Below are 17,238 nucleotides of genomic sequence, written 5' to 3'. Positions count from 1 at the left end.
TAAAATCCCCTGTCACGCCTCCGGAACCCCGGAGACGCGACAGGGGACGACGCTCGTTACTGGCAGCTAAGACATTCTTCGTAGTCATTGCTCTGTGCCGGCGGCGCTCCGGGGAACAGAGGAGAGGGAGCATCGGTCTTGGGCGCCGTAAGGGCATGGTCGCCGAGCGGTGCGGCAAGGGCTTCGCCTGCCACGCTTTCGGCGCGCTGGATGGACAGCGAGCGGCAGTAGTAGAGGCTCTTCACGCCGCGCTTCCAGGCCATCATGTGGATCTGGTGCAGGTCGCGCTTGTGCACGTCGGCCGGCAGGAAGATGTTCAGCGACTGGCTCTGGCAGATATAGGGCGTGCGGTCGGCGGCATGCTCGACCAGCCAGCGCTGGTCGATCTCGAACGCGGTCTTGAACACCGCCTTCTCGTGATCGTCGAGGCAGTCGAGATTACGCACCGAGCCCTGGTCCGTCATGATCGCGGTCCAGGTGTCCTCGTCGTTCTTGCCCTTCTGGGCCAGCACCTTCTCGAGGTACGGGTTGCGCACCACGAAGGAGCCCGAGAGGGTCTTGTGGTTGTAGACGTTGGCCGCCGACGGCTCGATGCCGGGCGAGGCGCCGCCGCAGATGATCGAGATCGACGCGGTCGGCGCGATCGCGAGCTTGTTGGAGAAGCGGTCCTGGAAGCCGAAGTCGGCGGCATCCGGGCAGGCACCGCGCTCCTTGCCGAGCGTCAGGGACGCCTCGTCGCACTGGGCGCGGATGTGCTTGAACATCTTCTTGTTCCACACCTTGGCCATCACGGATTCCAGCGGAATGCCGTTGGCCTGCAGGAAGGAGTGGAAGCCCATGACGCCGAGGCCGACCGAACGCTCGCGCATCGCGGCATAGGTCGCGCGCGCGAAGTCCGAGCCCGCGTTGTCGATAAAGCTCTGCAGCACGTTGTCGAGGAAGCGCATCACGTCACCGATGAAGTGCGGATGCTCGTGCCACTCGAGATAGCTTTCGAGGTTGAGCGACGACAGGCAGCAGACGGCGGTGCGCTGCTTGCCGTGATGGTCGACGCCGGTCGGCAGCGTGATCTCGCTGCACAGGTTCGAGGTCTTGACCTCGAGGCCCGCGAGCTTGTGGTGCTCGGGCCGCGCGTTGTTCACATGGTCGACGAACACCAGGTACGGCTCGCCGGTCTCGACGCGAGCGGTCAGGATGCGGATCCACAGAGCGCGGGCCGAGACGGTGCGCTGCACGGCGCCGTCCTTGGGGCTGACCAGCGCCCATTCCTCGTCGTTCTCCACCGCGCGCATGAATGCGTCGGAGATCAGCAGGCCGTGGTGCAGGTTCAGCGCCTTGCGGTTGGGATCGCCGCCGGTCGGACGGCGGATCTCGATGAACTCCTCGATCTCGGGATGGTTCACCGGCAGGTAGACGGCGGCCGAGCCGCGGCGCAGCGAGCCCTGGCTGATGGCGAGCGTCAGCGAGTCCATGACGCGGATGAACGGCACCACGCCGGAGGTCTTGCCGTTCATGCCGACTTTTTCGCCGATCGAACGGAGATTGCCCCAGTAGGAGCCGATTCCGCCGCCGCGCGACGCCAGCCACACGTTCTCGTTCCACAACCCGACGATGCCCTCGAGGCTGTCATTCGCCTCGTTGAGGAAGCACGAGATCGGCAGGCCGCGGCTGGTCCCGCCGTTGCTGAGAACGGGCGTGCTCGGCATGAACCACAGATTGCTGATGTAGTCGTAGAGCCGCTGGGCATGGGCATCGTCGTCGGCATAAGCCGCAGCGACGCGCGCAAACATGTCCTGGTAGCTTTCGCCCGGCAGGAGGTACCGGTCGTTGAGGGTGGCCTTGCCAAAGATGGTCAGGCGAGAATCCCGAGCGGAATCGGTAACAACCCGCGCACCGCTTCGAACTTGAACAACATCAAACACTTGCGGTCCCCTTTTTCTTTTTGTCCACAGTTGTGGATAGAACACTCTGTGGAAGACACCTAGATGTGGGGAGCAGTTCGTCTCTCGCCACTATCCGTAGTTTGCCTCCTAGGTGTTGGCCCTGTCATTGCGAAATTTATTCCCGGTTTGTGAATCTCAAGAATAGGTGGTTAAGCTCCTGAAAAGGCGGGCAAAAAATCGGTTTGAAATTCTGTTTCTTTGACCGTTCACGAACCTTCGCAGGTGCAGCATAACAGGAGAACAAAACGCGCTTTCCCGCGGATTCCGTGGGCCTCAGACAGAAAGCGCAGCGAATCGGCTCAGCCTGTCAGGGCCACCCCGTCAAATGCGAGATTCGGTGGGCATTCTCGGCTTCGCCAAGAGTCCGTCGTCAGAATGTCACGGTGAGGCGTAACATCCGCCGCAGAATCCGGAGGAATGCACAAAATATGGCCATCTCTTCGGCACCCCGTGTTTACGGCCTGGACGCCATTTGCGCCGCCGCCTTGCAGATCGGCGGCGAGGAATCCGCTCAATTTGCGCGCAGGCTGTTCGGACGCCTGTCGGACAAGGATCTCGCCGCCGCGCCCGCCGACCAGCGCGCCGCCGCCGCGAGCTCCCTGCTGGGCTTCACGCGCCGCCGCCTGCCGGGCGTCGCCAAGGTCCGCATCTTCAACCCGTCCCTCGCCGACCACGGCTTCGAGAGCCGCCACACGATCGTGCAGATCGTCAACGACGACATGCCGTTCCTGGTCGATTCGATCACCAACGAGTTCAATCGCCGCGAGATCGCCGTCCATCTGCTCGCCCATCCGGTGATGGCGGCACGCCGCGACCTCGACGGCGACCTGGTCGGCATCGCGCTCGAGGCCGGCGAACGCGCGCGACCCGAATCGATCATGCACATCGAGATCGACCGCCAGGGCGATCCCGCCCTGCTCGACGAGATCGCCGCCGCCCTGACCCGCGTGCTGGCCGAGGTGCGGCTGGCGATCGACGACTGGCACGCGATGCGTCGCGCCTGCCTCGACGCCATCTTCGACCTGGCGCCCGGCCGCGCGCCGAACCTCGCGGAGTACGAGGATTTCCTGCGCTGGCTCGAGGCCAACCATTTCACCTTCCTCGGCCATCGCCGCTATCGCTATGTCGAGGATGCCAGCCAGCCCGCCGGCCTGCGCTACGAGCTGGTGCCGGGATCGGCGCTGGGCATCCTGCGCCGCGACGAGGTCCGCCTGTTCGAGCCCGGCGTCGGCAGCGGCGAGGCGATGGCGCGCTTCGCCCGCGGGCCGCACAACATCCTGATCGTCAAGACCGATCGTCCGTCGCTGGTCCATCGCATCGGCGTGATGGACTGCGTGATCGTGAAGACGTTCGACTCCGACGGGGCCGTTACCGGCGAGCACCGGCTGGTCGGCCTGTTCACGTCGGCCGCCTATCACGCGGCCGTCCACGACGTGCCGCTGCTGCGCGGCAGGGTCGAGACGCTGCTGCGCCGATCGGGTTTCGACCGGCACGGGCACGATGGCAAGGCGCTGCTGGCGATCCTCGATTCCTATCCCCGCGACGAGCTGTTCCAGATCGACGAGGACACGCTCTACGACCATGTGCTGGGCATCCTGCAGTTGCAGGAGCGCCGTCGCGTGGCGCTGTTCTCGCGCCTCGACACGGTCGGCCGCTTCGCCACCGCCCTGGTGTTCGCGCCGCGCGAACGCTTCGATGCCGCGCTCTCGGAACGCTTCGTCGCGATCCTCGAGAAGGCCTGGAGTGGCAAGGTAACGTCGATCTTCGCGTCGGGCAGCAGCGACTCCGCGCTGGTCCAGTCGCTCTATACGTTGAAGCTCAATACACCCGAGCAGGCGGCACCGGATCTCACCCAGCTCGAAAGCAGCCTGGCCGACGCGGCAACCTCGTGGAGCGACCGCCTGCGCGCCTCGCTGCAGGCCAGGCTCGGCGAAGCCGAGGGACGCGCCGCCGCCAAGCGTTGGCGCGACTGGTTCCCGCCGATCTATCGCGAGAGCTTCGGCGCCGAACAGGCGCTCGCCGACATCGAGAAACTGCAGACCTTCGTGGACGGTGCCGGGTTCGGCGTGCAGGTCAGCCGCCGCGCCGGCATGCCGCCGCATCGTTTCACGCTTCGCCTCTATCACCCGCGCAAGCCCATCGCCCTTTCCGACATCCTGCCGCTCGCCGAGAATCTCGGCCTGCGCATCATCAGCGAGGCGCCTTTCCTGTTGCGCAAGGAGGGCGGCGACGACCAGACCCGCGGCGTGGCGATGCAGGTGCTGAGGGTCGAGACCGCGGACAGGTCGCCGGTCGATCTCGCCGCCTTGGGGCCGCGCTTCATCGAAGCGCTGGAGAAACTGCGCTCGGGCGCGCTCGAGAATGACGGGCTGAACGGGCTGATCCTCGGCGCCGGCCTCGCCTGGCGCGAGATCGCCATCGTGCGCGCCTATGCGAAGTATCTGCGACAGGCCGGCATCCCGTTCAGCCAGGCCTATATGGAGCGCGCGCTCGCTTCCTATCCCAAGGTCGCGCGCCTGCTGGTCGACCTGTTCGTCGCCCGCTTCGATCCGGCGCTGGGCGAAGTCGCCTCCGACATGCGCACCGCGAAGATCGCGGATATCGAGACAGAGTTTGCCGCCGCCCTCGAAGCCGTCACGACGCTCGACGAGGACCGTATCCTGCGGCGCTTCCACAATGCCGTGCTCTGCACCTTGCGCACCAACTACTGGCAGGCCGGCGGTGCCAAGGACTGGATCTCGTTCAAGGTCGACAGCCGTGCGATCGACGACCTGCCGGCGCCGCGGCCCCTGGTCGAGATCTTCGTCTACAGCCCGCGCATGGAAGGCATTCATCTGCGCGGCGGCCGGGTCGCGCGCGGCGGCATCCGCTGGTCCGACCGGCGCGAGGATTTCCGCACCGAGATCCTGGGCCTCATGAAGACCCAGATGGTGAAGAACGCCGTCATCGTGCCCGTGGGCTCCAAGGGCGGCTTCTACGTGAAGCAGCCACCGGTTGGTGGCACGCGCGAGCAGGTCCAGGCCGAGGGCATCGCCTGCTACCAGACGCTGATCCGCGGCCTGCTCGACATCACCGACAATTATGCGGGTGGCGGAATCGTGCCGCCGGCCGACGTCGTGCGTCACGACGGCGACGATCCCTATCTCGTGGTCGCCGCCGACAAGGGCACCGCCACCTTCTCCGACATCGCCAACGCGTTGGCCCGCGACTACGGCTTCTGGCTGGACGATGCTTTCGCCTCAGGCGGATCGGCGGGCTACGACCACAAGAAGATGGGCATCACCGCGCGCGGTGCGTGGGAATCGGTGAAGCGCCACTTCCGCGAACTGGACCAGGACATCCAGGAGACGCCGTTCACCGTGGCGGGCGTCGGCGACATGTCGGGCGACGTGTTCGGCAACGGCATGCTGCTGTCGCCGCACATCAAGCTGGTGGCCGCCTTCGACCATCGCCACATCTTCATCGATCCCTCGCCCGATCCCGCGACCAGCCTCGCCGAGCGGCAACGGCTGTTCGCGCTGCCGCGCTCCTCGTGGATGGATTACGACAAGAGCCTGCTGTCGGCGGGCGGCGCGATCTTCGATCGTGCGGCCAAGTCGGTGGCGCTGTCGCCCGAGGCCTGCGCGGTGCTGGGCGTCGACAAGCCGACCATGGCGCCGCTCGATCTTCTGCGCGCCATCCTGACGGCACCGGTCGACCTGCTCTATTTCGGCGGCATCGGCACCTATGTGAAGGCGTCGGGCGAGACCAACGCCGATGCCGGCGACCGCACCAACGATCCGGTGCGTGTCGATGCCGCGCAACTGCGGGCGCGCGTGATCGGCGAGGGCGCCAATCTCGGCTTCACGCAGCGCGGCCGGGTCGAGGCGGCGCTCGCGGGGCGCAAGATCAACACCGATGCGCTCGACAATTCGGCGGGCGTCGACACGTCCGACCACGAGGTCAACATCAAGATCGCGACCGGCGGCGCCATCGCCTCGGGCGCGCTGGCCGCCGACGATCGCGATGCACTGCTCTTCTCCATGACCGACGAGGTCGGGTCGCTGGTGCTGCGCAACAACTACCAGCAGAGCCAGGCCGTCAGCGTCGCCGAGGGGCAGGCGGCCGAGGAGCATGACCGGCTGGAGCGCTTCATGCGCGCGCTGGAACGCAAGGGCCGGCTCGACCGCGCCGTCGAGTTCCTGCCCGATTCGGCCGCCATGCGCGTGCGCGCCCAGAACCGCCAGCCGCTGACGCGGCCCGAACTCTCGGTGCTGCTGGCCTACGCCAAGATCGATCTCAACGAGGAGATCCTGGCTTCCGGCCTGCCCGACGATCCTCGCCTCGAAGAGGAATTGCTGCGCTACTTCCCGGAAGCGCTGCAGGAGAAATATGCGGCGGCGATCCAGGGCCATCGCCTGCGCCGCGAGATCACGACTCTGCAGGTCGTGAACTCGCTGGTGAATCGCTGCGGTCCGACCTTCGTCCACACCGTCGCACAGCGGACCGGCGCCACCGCCGCGCCCATCGCCCAGGCTTTCACCGTCGTGCGTGATGCGTGGAAGCTGCGCGACCTGTGGGCCGACATCGAAGCGCTCGATCCCGCGCTCAAGGCCGCGGCCCAGATACGCATGCTGGTCGCCTCGCAGCGCTTCGTGCTGCGCAGCGTGCAATGGGTGCTGCGCCGCCTGCCGCAGCCGCTCGACACGACGGCCGCCACCGCGCAGCTCGGCCGAGCCGTCGCCGAGCTGGGCGACCTGCCGGCCGATCTGGTCGGCGAGGCCGAGGGCGCGGCGCTGGGCGAACGCTCGGCCGCCCTCGAGGCGATGGGTGCGCCCGTCGATGTTGCCCGCCGCGCCGCCGCGCTCGAGACGCTGTCGGCCGCCGGCGATCTCGCAATGGCCGCCGAAGCCAATGGCTGCTCGATCGGCAATACCGCGCGGCTCTATTTCCGGCTGGGTGAACGCCTGTCGCTCGCGCTGCTGGCCAACGCCGCGCTCAAGCTGCCGCGCGAGGGGCTGTGGCCCTCGCAGGCGGCGCTGGCGATGCAGGACGAGCTGGCGGCGCTCCACGCCGACCTGCTGCGCTCGGCGCTACGGGCAGGCGGCGGCAACGACTGCGATCCCGACTCGGCGCTGGCCGCCTGGAGCGAGCCGCGCAAGCTCGCGCTGGAACGCGTGGACCGGCTCCTGAAGGAGGATCTTGCCTCTGCCGGCGCCATCGACCTCGCGATGCTGTCGGTCGCTACTGCCGAGTTGCGGACCCTGGTCTAGCGACGAGGAGACGTAAGCGGCCGGTCGGGGAGCGCGTAGAGCACTTCGACGAGGCGGCGCAGGTTGGCATTCACCGCGCGCTCGTTGGCGAGGACCAAACGCGTGTTGTTGTCGATCGCGTCGTCCAGGGTCGCGGTGCCGGGCGTCGCGAGCGAGGCGTCATAGACCACGGCCCCCGTGACCGTGTCGGTGAGTCGGTAGGCGACGACGGCCTCGACGGTCATGCCGTAGCCCGCGAAGGGCCTCTCCAGTTTCGCCAGCGTGGCGTCGAGCCGGAAGCGGCCGCTGCCGGCCTGGCCGAGGCCCGCATTGGCGAGCGTGCTCGCCAGCGCGGCCTGGAACTGGGCATTGTCGACCGAAGCAGTCCACAGCGGTGACGCGCCCGGACCGCCGCTGACCGATCCAACCGCAATGGCCTGGCGATAGGCCGGCGCCGGGCCGGGCGGAAGACCCGTCAGGACGGGCACCATCGAAGAAGGCTGCACGGGCGGCGGGGCGCAGGCGCCCAGCAGCGCGAGCACGAGGGCGAGGGTCGCGAGGATCGGGGCTGATGCACGCATGTTCATCTCTCTCAGAGGCCTTTGAGGAATTCGATCAGCAGGCGGTTCACGTCGGCCGCCCGCTCCTGCTGCACCCAATGGCCGGCGCCGTCGAGAATGTGGCTGCCGCGCAGGCCGGGCAACGTCTTCGGATAGGCTTCGAGCTGGCTCGCGGCGGCCGGGAAGCGCAGCACGCCGTCGCGGCTGCCGGCGATGAACTGCGAGGGCTGGCGGATCGGTTGCCCACGCCACGGACCACTGAGCTCCCAATTGCGGCGCAGGTTGCGATACCAGTTGAGGCCGCCGCGGAAGCCCGTGCGCGCGAACTCACCGGCGTAATAGTCGAGGTCGGCCTCGCTCAGCCACGCAGGCAGCGAATCGGGATCGACGGTGTTGGAGAGCAGCGTGCCGCCGGTGAGGCGCGCAAAGCCCTTGCCCTTCTCCACCATCTCGCCGCCGGCCGTGTAATAGAGCCGCCGCAACGCGCCGCGAATGTCCTGCTGCAGCTCGGCCTCGGCGACGCCCGGCTTCTGGAAGTACTGCAGGTAGAAGTCGTTGATGCCGTTCTTCTCCAGCGCCGACATGATGTCGATATAGCCGGGCGGCGCGTAGGGCACGCTCATGGCCGAGACGGCGGTGAAGAGATCGGGCCGCCAAAGAGCCGCATGCCAGGCGACGGGCGCACCCCAGTCGTGGCCGACGATCACCGCCCTGGTTTCACCGAGCGCCTTCACCAGCTCGGCCATGTCGCCCACGAGATGATAGAGCGTGTATTGGTCGATCAATTCGGGTGACTGCGTGCCGCCATAGCCGCGCATGTCGGGCGCGACGGCGCGGAAGCCGGCTTCACTCACCGCCTGCAGCTGATGGCGCCACGAGTACCAGCTCTCGGGCCAACCATGACAGAACAAGACGAGCGGTCCGCTACCGGCCTCGGCGTAGCGCATGTGGATGTTGTTGGCGGTCGTCGTCTTCAGCGTGACGCCCGGCACTGGCGAATTTGTCATTCAGGTTTCCTCCGCGGAGGTCACCCTAGCCTGCCGGGTTACCCGCGCAAGTGAACCGGCCGTGACAGGCGCGCCCGCACCGAGGCGCGCGAGCCGAACAGCAGCGACAGCAGGAAGAAGAAGCTGGCGAACAGCACGATCACCGGCCCCGACGGCAGGCCGGCATGGAACGACACCAGCAGGCCCACCGCCGCCGACGCGAAGGCCATCGGCGCTGCGACCAGGCTCATCGACCAGACCTCGCGTGCCCAGAAGGACGAAGCGACGGCCGGCAGCAGGATCATGCCCAGCGCCATCAGGGTGCCCAGCGCCTGGAAGCCTGCCACCATGTTCAGCACGGCGAGCGACAGGAAGAGATAGTGATAGAGCGAGCCGCGCACGCCCATCGCGGCGAGAAAGCCCGGGTTGAAGCATTCGACGACCAGCGGACGATAGATCGCGGCAAGACCGACCAGGGTCAGCGTCGCCGTGGACACGACGAGGATCAGCGCCTGCTCGTCGACGGCGAGGATCGCGCCGAACAGGATGTTCATGAGATCGACCGCCGAGCCGCGCAACGAGACGATGAGCACGCCCAGCGCCATCGCGGTCAGATAGGCGGCGGCAAAGCTCGCATCCTCGCGCATGCTGGAGAAGCGCGCGATGATGCCCGACAGCAGCGCCGTGGCGACGCCGGCGATGAAACCGCCGAGACTCATGGCCGGCAGCGAGAGACCGCCGATCAGGAAGCCCATCGCCGCGCCGGGCAGCAGCGAATGGGCCAGCGCATCGCCCATCAGGCTCATGCGGCGCAGGATCAGGAACACGCCGATCGCCGAGCCGCCGACCGACAGAGCGAGGCTCGCGACCAGGGCGCGGCGCATGAAGCCGAAATCGGCGAAGGGCGCGATCACATACTCGTAGACCATGACGCGACGCCTTCGATCAGGCGCTGAGCCGCATCGGCACGTCGCAGGCGCCGGCATGTTCGTCCCAGGCCTCGGCCATGGCGCGGGCGCGCAGCAGGTTCTCCGACGACAGCACGCGCGCGGTCGGGCCGGCATCGACCAGCTCGCGCGCCAGCAGAAGCGTATGCGGGAAGTCGCGGCGGACCTGGTCGAAATCGTGCAGCACCGCGACCACGGTGCGCTTCTCCTCGCGCCAGCGGCGGATCACCGCCATCAGGTCGGCCACGGTCTTGCTGTCGATGGCCGCGAACGGCTCATCAAGCAGGACGAGGTCGGCGTCCTGCAGCAGCAGGCGCGCGAACAGCACGCGCTGGAACTGGCCCACCGACAGCGTGTCGATCGGCCGGCGCTCGAAGCCCGAAAGCCCGACCGCCTCGATGGCGTGCTGGGCATCGTGCAGGTCGACCGGCTTGGCCGCGCCAAAACCGCCGAAGCGCGACCAGCGGCCGAGCAGCACGGTGTCGAGCACCGAGATCGGGAAGGAGCGATCGATCTCGGCCTGCTGCGGCAGATAGGCGATGCGCTTGGCCGTGCACTCGATGCGGCCCTCTATGCGCGGCGCCAGGCCCAGCAGCGCCTTCAGCAAGGTGCTCTTGCCGGCGCCGTTGGGGCCGACGATGGCCGTGATCTCGCCGGCCGGAATCTCCGCCGACACGTGATGGACCGCCGGGTGACGGTCGTAGCTCACGGTCAGGTTGGTGAGGCGCAGTGCGGCATCCATGGCGGACCTACAGCGCCCACCAAGCGCAGAGCCACAGCACGGCCGAGACGCCGAGCGCCGCCGCGATGCGGGTCGGAGCGCTCATGGCGAGCAGGGTCGTGCCGGGAGAGACGGGCCGGTGCATGATAATAGATTGTTATAATATTACCCACCTTGAGTCCAGTTGAGTCCAGCCGGACAGGCATCGACATCGCGACGTCACCAGCCAGTGATCGATTGTTGATTGGCAGGGCAGGGCGTGCGCGCGCATCTTGTCGCCCATGTCGCTGCCCTCCCTTCCCGGCCGGAGATCCTTGTTGATCGGCGCCGCCGCCTTCGCAGCTGGCCTGTCAGACCCGGTGTCTGCGCGGCCGGCGAGCGAGGGTCCGTGGGCGATCGAACTCTTCACCTCGCAGGGCTGCAGTTCCTGTCCGCCGGCCGATGCCCTTCTCGGCCGCCTGTCGATGCGGCCCGACATCGTCGCCCTCGCCTTCCATGTCGACTATTGGGACTATATCGGCTGGAAGGATCCCTTCGCCTCGCGCGACACGACAGAGCGCCAGCGCGCCTATGCCCGCGTGCTGAAGCAACGCTACGTCTACACGCCCGAGATGGTCGTCGACGGCATCGGCCACGACACGGGCCGCGAGCTCAGCCCCATCGAAGCCTTGCTGACCAAGGCACAGACCCGCTCGCCCAAGCGCGCGACGCCTGAACTTTCACGGACCATCAACGGTCCCCTCACCATCAAGCTGGCTGCCTTCCCGCTCGAGGGCCGCATCGCCGACGTGACGCTCGCCGTCTACGACCGCCGGCACACCACGCCGGTGAAGAGCGGCGAGAACCAGGGCCGCATGATCGAGAACTTCAACATCGTACGGCAGGTCGAGACGATCGACCGCTGGGACGGCGCGGTGAAGAGCTGGACGATTCCAGGCGATCGCATTGGCCCCACGCAAGGTGTGGCCGTCCTGGTGCAGCAGACCGATCACGGCCCGATGATCGGCTGCAACAAGCTGGAACCGTCCTACTCGGGCTGAGCTCCGCCTTGCTTCCGCCGCGGCCGCGCGCGAAGGTGAGGCCATGTCGTTTTACGGCGCCTCCGGCCGCCTGACCGCCGTCCTCGGCCCCACCAACACCGGCAAGACCTATCTCGCGATCGAGCGCATGCTCGGCCACGACTCAGGCATGATCGGTTTCCCGCTGCGGCTGCTGGCGCGCGAGAACTACGACCGTATCGTCAAGTTGAAGGGCGCCGCCCAGGTCGCGCTGATCACCGGCGAAGAGAAGATCGCACCGCCGGGGGCGCGCTACTTCGTCTGCACCGTCGAATCGATGCCGCTCGACCGGCCGGTCTCCTTCCTTGCCGTCGACGAAGTGCAGATGGCGGCCGATCCGGAACGCGGCCACTTCTTCACCGATCGGCTGCTTTACGCGCGCGGCCTGAACGAAACCATGCTGCTGGGCGCCGACACGATCCGTCCGGTGCTGAACAGGCTGCTGCCCGACATCGACGTGGTGGCGCGGCCGCGCTTCTCCAGCCTCTCCTATGTCGGCTCGAAGAAGGCGACGCGCCTGCCGCGGCGGTCCGCGGTCGTCGGCTTCTCGGCCAACGAGGTCTACGAGATCGCCGAGCTGATCCGCCGCCAGCGCGGCGGCACGGCGGTCGTGATGGGCGCGATGAGTCCGCGCACGCGCAATGCGCAGGTCGACATGTTCCAGTCGGGCGAGGTCGACTACCTCGTGGCGACCGACGCGATCGGCATGGGCCTCAACATGGACGTGAACCATGTGTGGTTCGCGTCATTGCGCAAATATGACGGTCGCAGCTCGCGGCCGCTGCGGACCGGTGAGTTGGCGCAGATCGCCGGACGCGCCGGGCGCCACATGAACGACGGCACCTTCGGCACGACCGCCGGCATCAGCGGCCTCGATCCCGATGTGGTGGAAGCGATCGAGAATCATCGCTTCGATCCGCTGCGCGACCTGCAGTGGCGCAACAGCGAACTCGATTTCCGCTCGGTGCAGACGCTGATCGGCGCATTGAACGCCGGTCCGCCGCATGCCGCGCTCCAGCGCGTCCGCGAGCAGGACGATCAGCTCGCTCTGCAGACTCTGGCCGTGCACTCGACGTTTTTACCGCGGCTGCATTCGCCCAAGAGGGTCAAGCTTTTATGGGAAGTCTGCCAGGTGCCCGACTTCCGCAAGACGATGACGGAAGAGCACACGAGCCTGCTCGGCCAGATTTTCGGGCATCTGACGCAGGGTGGCGAAAGGCTGCCCGAAGACTGGATCGACAGCCATGTGAAGCGCCTGGAACGGTTCGATGGCGACATCGACACGTTGATGACACGCATCGCGCATGTCCGGACCTGGACCTATATTTCACATCGACCCGACTGGATTCAGCGCGCGACCCATTGGCAGGAACGCGCGCGTGCCATAGAGGACCGGCTTTCCGACGTATTGCATCAACGTCTCACGCAACGGTTTGTCGATAGACGGGCGGCCTTGCTTGTACGAAGATTGCGCGATGAGGGTGAAATGAACTCGACAGTCGCCGCTGCAGGCGAAGTCATCGTTGAAGGCGAGCATCTCGGGCGCATCGAGGGATTCCGTTTTGTGCCGGATGCGACCGAAGGACAGACCGACCAGAAGGCGGTGCTGAGCGCGGCTCTGCGCGCACTGCGCCAGGATCTGCCCGATCGCCTGCAGGCTTTCGTGAACAGTCCCGACGGCGAGATCGTCTTCGACGGACAATTGCGCGTCTGCTGGGGCGGTGGTCCCGTTGCGCGGCTGTTGCCGTCGGGCGACGTGCTGGCGCCCAAGGTCGAGGCCATCGCGTCCGATCTACTCGACGGCCCGTCGCGCGAGGAAGTGCGCAAGCGCGCCGCGACCTGGGTCGAAACCCGCATCCGTCTCGGCCTCAGCGAATTGATGGACGCACGCGCCACCACCGAACTGCCGGCGGGCGCGCGCGGCGTCGTCTTCCAGCTCTGCGAGAGCCTCGGCGTCCTGCCGCGCCGCCCGGTCGAGGAACAGCTCGCGCAGCTCAGCGAGGAGGACCGCAAGGCACTGGCGCGCCTCGGCGTGCGCATCGGCATCTTCTCGCTCTACTTCCCCAGCATGCTGAAGCCGGTGCCGATCCGCCTGCGCGCCGGCCTCTGGATGATCGCCAAGAACCGCGAAACGATCCCGACGCTGCCGGCCGAGGGCCGCACGTCGATGGACCTGCCGCGCGATGCCGAGCGCGATTTCTACGCCGTCATCGGCTACCTGCCGCTGGGCGACCACGCCATCCGCGCCGACATGGTCGAACGCCTGGCCGCCATGGCGCGCGCCGCCGTGCGCGACAGCCGCGAATCTTCGCGCCGGTCGCAGCAGCAGGAAAAGCAGGAGAAGAAGCCGGTCGCTGAGGCTGCCGCTGCCGCGCCCGCGATCCCCGCCCCTGCAACGGTCGACGAGATCAGCGAATGGGCGATCGTCGCCGCTGCGTTCGGCGAAAGCGAACCGGTATCCGCGCCGGAGCCGGAAGCTGCGCCAGAAACGGCACCAGAAACGGCCGCTGCCGAGCCTGTCGTCGCCGCCGAGCCGGCCGCCGAACCTGCGGCAGAGCCCGCCGCCGAGGCACCTGCCGAGGCTGCGCCCGTCGCCGAAACGGTCCTGACCGAGGAATCCGCCACCGAGCCGCCGGCAGTTGAAGCTGCGATGGAAGCGGCACCGGCGGAAGAGACGGCCCCATCGTCCGAAGACACAGCCCCGCCGGTCGAAAGCGCCACCCCTCCGGCAGAGAGCAAGCCCGCGAAGAAGGAGCCGCGGCCGTTGCCGCCGGGCTGGTTCCGCGCCACGCCGCAGATGATGTCCCTGGTCGGTTGCTCCGAGCCCGAGATGGCCGACGTGCTGCGCGGCCTCGGCTATCGCGTGCATCCGCCGTCGGAGGAGAACGGGCCGCTCTACGCCTTCTCGATCAAGCCGCGCTTCGTGCGCGAGCGGGAGGAGCAGCGCGAGCGCCAGCGCCAGCAGTATCGCGAGCAGCGAGAGCAACGGGAGCAGCGCGACCAGCGCCGCCGCGACCGGCCGGAACGGCCGAACGAGCGCCAGTTCTTCGCCGACACGCCACGTCCGCCGCGCGGCAACGACCAGCGCCCGCGCAGCGACGCGCCGCGCGGACCGCGGCCCGAAGGATCGAGGCCCGAGGGCCAGCGGCCCGAAGGCCAGCGGCAGGATGGGCAGCGACAGGATCGCGGCCCGGGCGGCAACAAGGAAGGGCGCCCGCCGAACGACAATCGCGGTCGCGACGACCGGCGCGGCCCGCGTCCGCCGCGGCGCGACAGCGGCGGCCCGGCCTTGCGCCTCTACGCGACCACCGAGACGAAGGGCGATGCGGCATCCGATTCGCCGTTCGCCAAGTTGCTCGAGCTCAAGCTCGGTGGAAAGAAGTAGCCACCCGTGAAGCGCTGACGCGCGATGCGGCTCGACAAGTGGCTCTGGCACGCGCGCTTCTTCAAGACCCGCACGCTGGCCGCGCGCTACGTGGAGAAGTCGCGCTGCCGGATCGACGGCCGCGCCGTCGAGAAGCCGCATGCGACCGTCGCGCCGGGCATGGTACTGACCTTCGCGCTCGGCCCCCACGTCAAGGTCGTGCGCATCGTGGCGCTCGGGGAGCGGCGCGGTCCGGCGCCGGAAGCCCGCACATTGTATGAGGAAATAGACTCGCCGTGAATTGCCAGCCTTGCGTCGACGGGGCTCGCACGTTAAGCAGCCGCCGCTCGTTCCTGGAGCCTTTATGACCTATGTCGTTACAGAAGCTTGCATCAAGTGCAAGTTCATGGATTGCGTTGAAGTGTGCCCCGTGGATTGCTTCTACGAGGGCGAGAACATGCTGGTCATCAATCCAGACGAATGCATCGACTGCGGCGTGTGCGAACCCGAGTGCCCGCCCAATGCCATCCTGCCGGACACCGAGAAAGGCCTGGAGAAGTGGCTGGAGCTGAACCGCAGCCTGTCGGTTTCTTGGCCGAACATTACCCGCAAGGGGGAAGCCCCGGCCGACGCGGAACAGTTCCGCGACGAGAAGGACAAGTTCGAAAAGTATTTCAGCGACAAGCCCGCCGCGCGCTAGATTTTACCGCCGCAAGTACACAATTGTACCTTTTGCAATAGCCATGCGGTTTCCGCATGGCTCAACCGTTGCTGAAATGCAACATAAAACGCGACTCCGCGCTAAATCTCTGTTATAAGGTTGTGGCTGGAAGCGGTCCATGTCGGTCCGCCGCTGGCTCGGTGTCCGTGTCGGTATCCGAAAGAAACCTACCGATAACGGGGCATTGGGCCGAATACGCAGGGGAGCGTATGCGGTGGGTCGCGGTATCGCAGAAAGCGGGGCTGTTGTGAAGGGACTTGAGGACATGACCAAGCCGAAGAAGTCGGCGCCCGCCAAGGCGAAGGAATTCGCCTTCGAGAAGGGTGATTTTGTTGTGTACCCGACGCATGGCGTCGGCCGCGTAATCGATATCGAGGCCAAGGAAATCGCCGGTCACAAGCTCGACCTGTTCGTCATCTCGTTCGAGCAGGAGCGCATGATGCTGCGCGTTCCGGTGGCGAAGGCGAAGATCTCGGGCCTGCGCAAGCTCAGCTCGCGCAAGATCATGGAAAGCGCTCTGGTGACCCTGAAGGGCCGCAGCCGCGTGAGCCGCGCCATGTGGAACCGCCGCGCCCAGGAATACGAAGCCAAGATCAACTCGGGCGATCCGGTGTCGATCGCCGAAGTCGTGCGCGACCTGCATCGCAATGCCGGCCAGCCCGACCAGTCCTACAGCGAACGGCAGATCTACGAAGCGGCGCTGGACCGGCTGGCCCGCGAGCTGGCCGCCGTCGAGCGTATCGACAAGGACCTTGCGACCCAAAAGCTCAACAGCGTTCTGCAGAAGGTCGCCTAGGCGGTTCTGTCACGGAATGAGATAAAAGGCGGCCGACACAAAAGTGTCGCGCCGCCTTTTTTATGTCCGAGCTTTGAGCCCTTTTCCTGATTCATGAGCAAAGTCGCCTCGATCGCCCGCCTGCGTGACGGCGGTACCACCTGGGCGCTGGGGGCCCTGAAGGGCGACGACACCGCCCTGGAGCGGCTGGGCGGCGCGCTGATGCAGCGCTGGCAGCCCGGCGACCGGCTGGTCGTGCTGGGCAACATGCTGGGCGCTGCCGGCAACACGCCGCGCACCGTCGACCTCATGCTGCTGCTGCGCCGCCGCCTGCTGGCCCGGCCCGGCGCCGAGGTCGAGGATTTCGTCTTCCTGCGCGGGCCGCAGGAAGAGATCTGGCACAAGGTCCTGCAGCTGCAGTTCGCCCTGGCACCGCTCGACGTGCTCGACTGGATGCTGTCGCGCGGACTGGACGCCATCATCGAGGCCTATGGCTACTCGATCGCCGAGGGCCGCATCGCCAGCCGCAACGGCTCGCTCGCCATCGCGCGCTGGACCTCGGGCCTGCGGGAGCGCCAGGCCGCCCGGCCCGGCCACAGCGATCTCCTGAACGCCCTGTCGCGCGCCGCGCTCAGTGCCGACAGAAGCCTCGTCTTCGCCGCCACCGGCGTCGATCCCGGCCGTCCCCTCGACGGGCAGGCCGACGCCTTCTGGTGGAGCACCCAGACCGATACGGTGCTCGACGAGGCGCTGGGCAAGGCAGCCGACGGCGGCTGGCCCGCCATCACGCGCGTGGTGCGCGGCACCGCCCCGTCGAAGAACGTCGCGCAGGATGCAGGACGCGTGCTCACCGTCACGCGCGGGACACCGGCCCTGGTGGCGCTCGACGCCGACGGCGCGGTGCTGGAGCGGATCGAACCTTAAGGCTCCAA

At 67.2% G+C, this 17,238-nt stretch carries 12 protein-coding genes; 7 read left to right on the top strand and 5 right to left on the bottom strand.

Annotated elements, in window-relative coordinates:
• Positions 1–56: 56 nt before the first annotated feature.
• Positions 57–1,850, bottom strand: coding sequence for a ribonucleoside-diphosphate reductase subunit alpha (locus tag AC1ROX_RS00975; RefSeq protein ID WP_493122504.1), 1,794 nt, complete (start codon positions 1,848–1,850; stop codon positions 57–59).
• A 521-nt stretch (positions 1,851–2,371) separates the two neighbouring features.
• Between AC1ROX_RS00975 and AC1ROX_RS00970 the strand changes: the two genes are divergently transcribed.
• Positions 2,372–7,195 carry an NAD-glutamate dehydrogenase gene (locus AC1ROX_RS00970; RefSeq protein ID WP_493121544.1) on the top strand — a complete coding sequence of 1,608 codons (4,824 nt, stop codon included), beginning with the start codon at positions 2,372–2,374 and terminating at the stop codon, positions 7,193–7,195.
• Here the strand turns inward: AC1ROX_RS00970 and AC1ROX_RS00965 are convergent.
• The 4 genes from AC1ROX_RS00965 to AC1ROX_RS00950 are packed head-to-tail and all read right to left on the bottom strand — an operon-like array spanning position 7,192 to position 10,409.
• Positions 7,192–7,755 (bottom strand): hypothetical protein, encoded by a 564-nt coding sequence (locus tag AC1ROX_RS00965; protein WP_493121543.1) that lies wholly within the window; start codon positions 7,753–7,755, stop codon positions 7,192–7,194. The genes AC1ROX_RS00970 and AC1ROX_RS00965 overlap by 4 nt on opposite strands.
• 11 nt (positions 7,756–7,766) lie before the next feature.
• On the bottom strand, positions 7,767–8,741 hold the full coding sequence (locus AC1ROX_RS00960; RefSeq protein ID WP_493121541.1) for an alpha/beta fold hydrolase: 975 nt from the start codon (positions 8,739–8,741) through the stop codon (positions 7,767–7,769).
• A 38-nt stretch (positions 8,742–8,779) separates the two neighbouring features.
• The gene (locus AC1ROX_RS00955; protein WP_493121540.1) at positions 8,780–9,649 is read right to left on the bottom strand and encodes a metal ABC transporter permease; all 870 of its coding nucleotides are present in this window, start codon (positions 9,647–9,649) and stop codon (positions 8,780–8,782) included.
• A 16-nt stretch (positions 9,650–9,665) separates the two neighbouring features.
• Positions 9,666–10,409 (bottom strand): metal ABC transporter ATP-binding protein, encoded by a 744-nt coding sequence (locus AC1ROX_RS00950; protein WP_493121538.1) that lies wholly within the window; start codon positions 10,407–10,409, stop codon positions 9,666–9,668.
• A 296-nt stretch (positions 10,410–10,705) separates the two neighbouring features.
• Between AC1ROX_RS00950 and AC1ROX_RS00945 the strand changes: the two genes are divergently transcribed.
• From AC1ROX_RS00945 to AC1ROX_RS00920, 6 genes are all read left to right on the top strand, one after another.
• Entirely contained in the window at positions 10,706–11,428 is a 723-nt protein-coding gene (locus tag AC1ROX_RS00945) for a DUF1223 domain-containing protein (RefSeq protein WP_493121537.1), read from the top strand.
• 43 nt (positions 11,429–11,471) lie between these two features.
• Positions 11,472–14,831, top strand: a complete 3,360-nt coding sequence (locus AC1ROX_RS00940) for a helicase-related protein (RefSeq protein WP_493121535.1) — start codon at positions 11,472–11,474, stop codon at positions 14,829–14,831.
• A 24-nt stretch (positions 14,832–14,855) separates the two neighbouring features.
• Positions 14,856–15,110: an RNA-binding S4 domain-containing protein gene (locus AC1ROX_RS00935; protein ID WP_493121533.1), complete on the top strand. Its 255-nt coding sequence runs from the start codon at positions 14,856–14,858 to the stop codon at positions 15,108–15,110.
• A 64-nt stretch (positions 15,111–15,174) separates the two neighbouring features.
• Positions 15,175–15,510, top strand: a complete 336-nt coding sequence (gene fdxA / locus AC1ROX_RS00930) for a ferredoxin FdxA (protein WP_493121532.1) — start codon at positions 15,175–15,177, stop codon at positions 15,508–15,510.
• Between the two features lie 286 nt (positions 15,511–15,796).
• Positions 15,797–16,327, top strand: a complete 531-nt coding sequence (locus AC1ROX_RS00925) for a CarD family transcriptional regulator (protein ID WP_493121530.1) — start codon at positions 15,797–15,799, stop codon at positions 16,325–16,327.
• Positions 16,328–16,420: 93 nt separating this feature from the next.
• Positions 16,421–17,230, top strand: a complete 810-nt coding sequence (locus tag AC1ROX_RS00920; protein ID WP_493121529.1) for a hypothetical protein — start codon at positions 16,421–16,423, stop codon at positions 17,228–17,230.
• Positions 17,231–17,238 lie beyond the last annotated feature (8 nt).

This window comes from Reyranella sp. GW821-FHT14A01, assembly GCF_058803965.1.
Note: the sequence above shows the minus strand (reverse complement) of the source record. Positions and strands in the feature narration are given on the sequence as shown.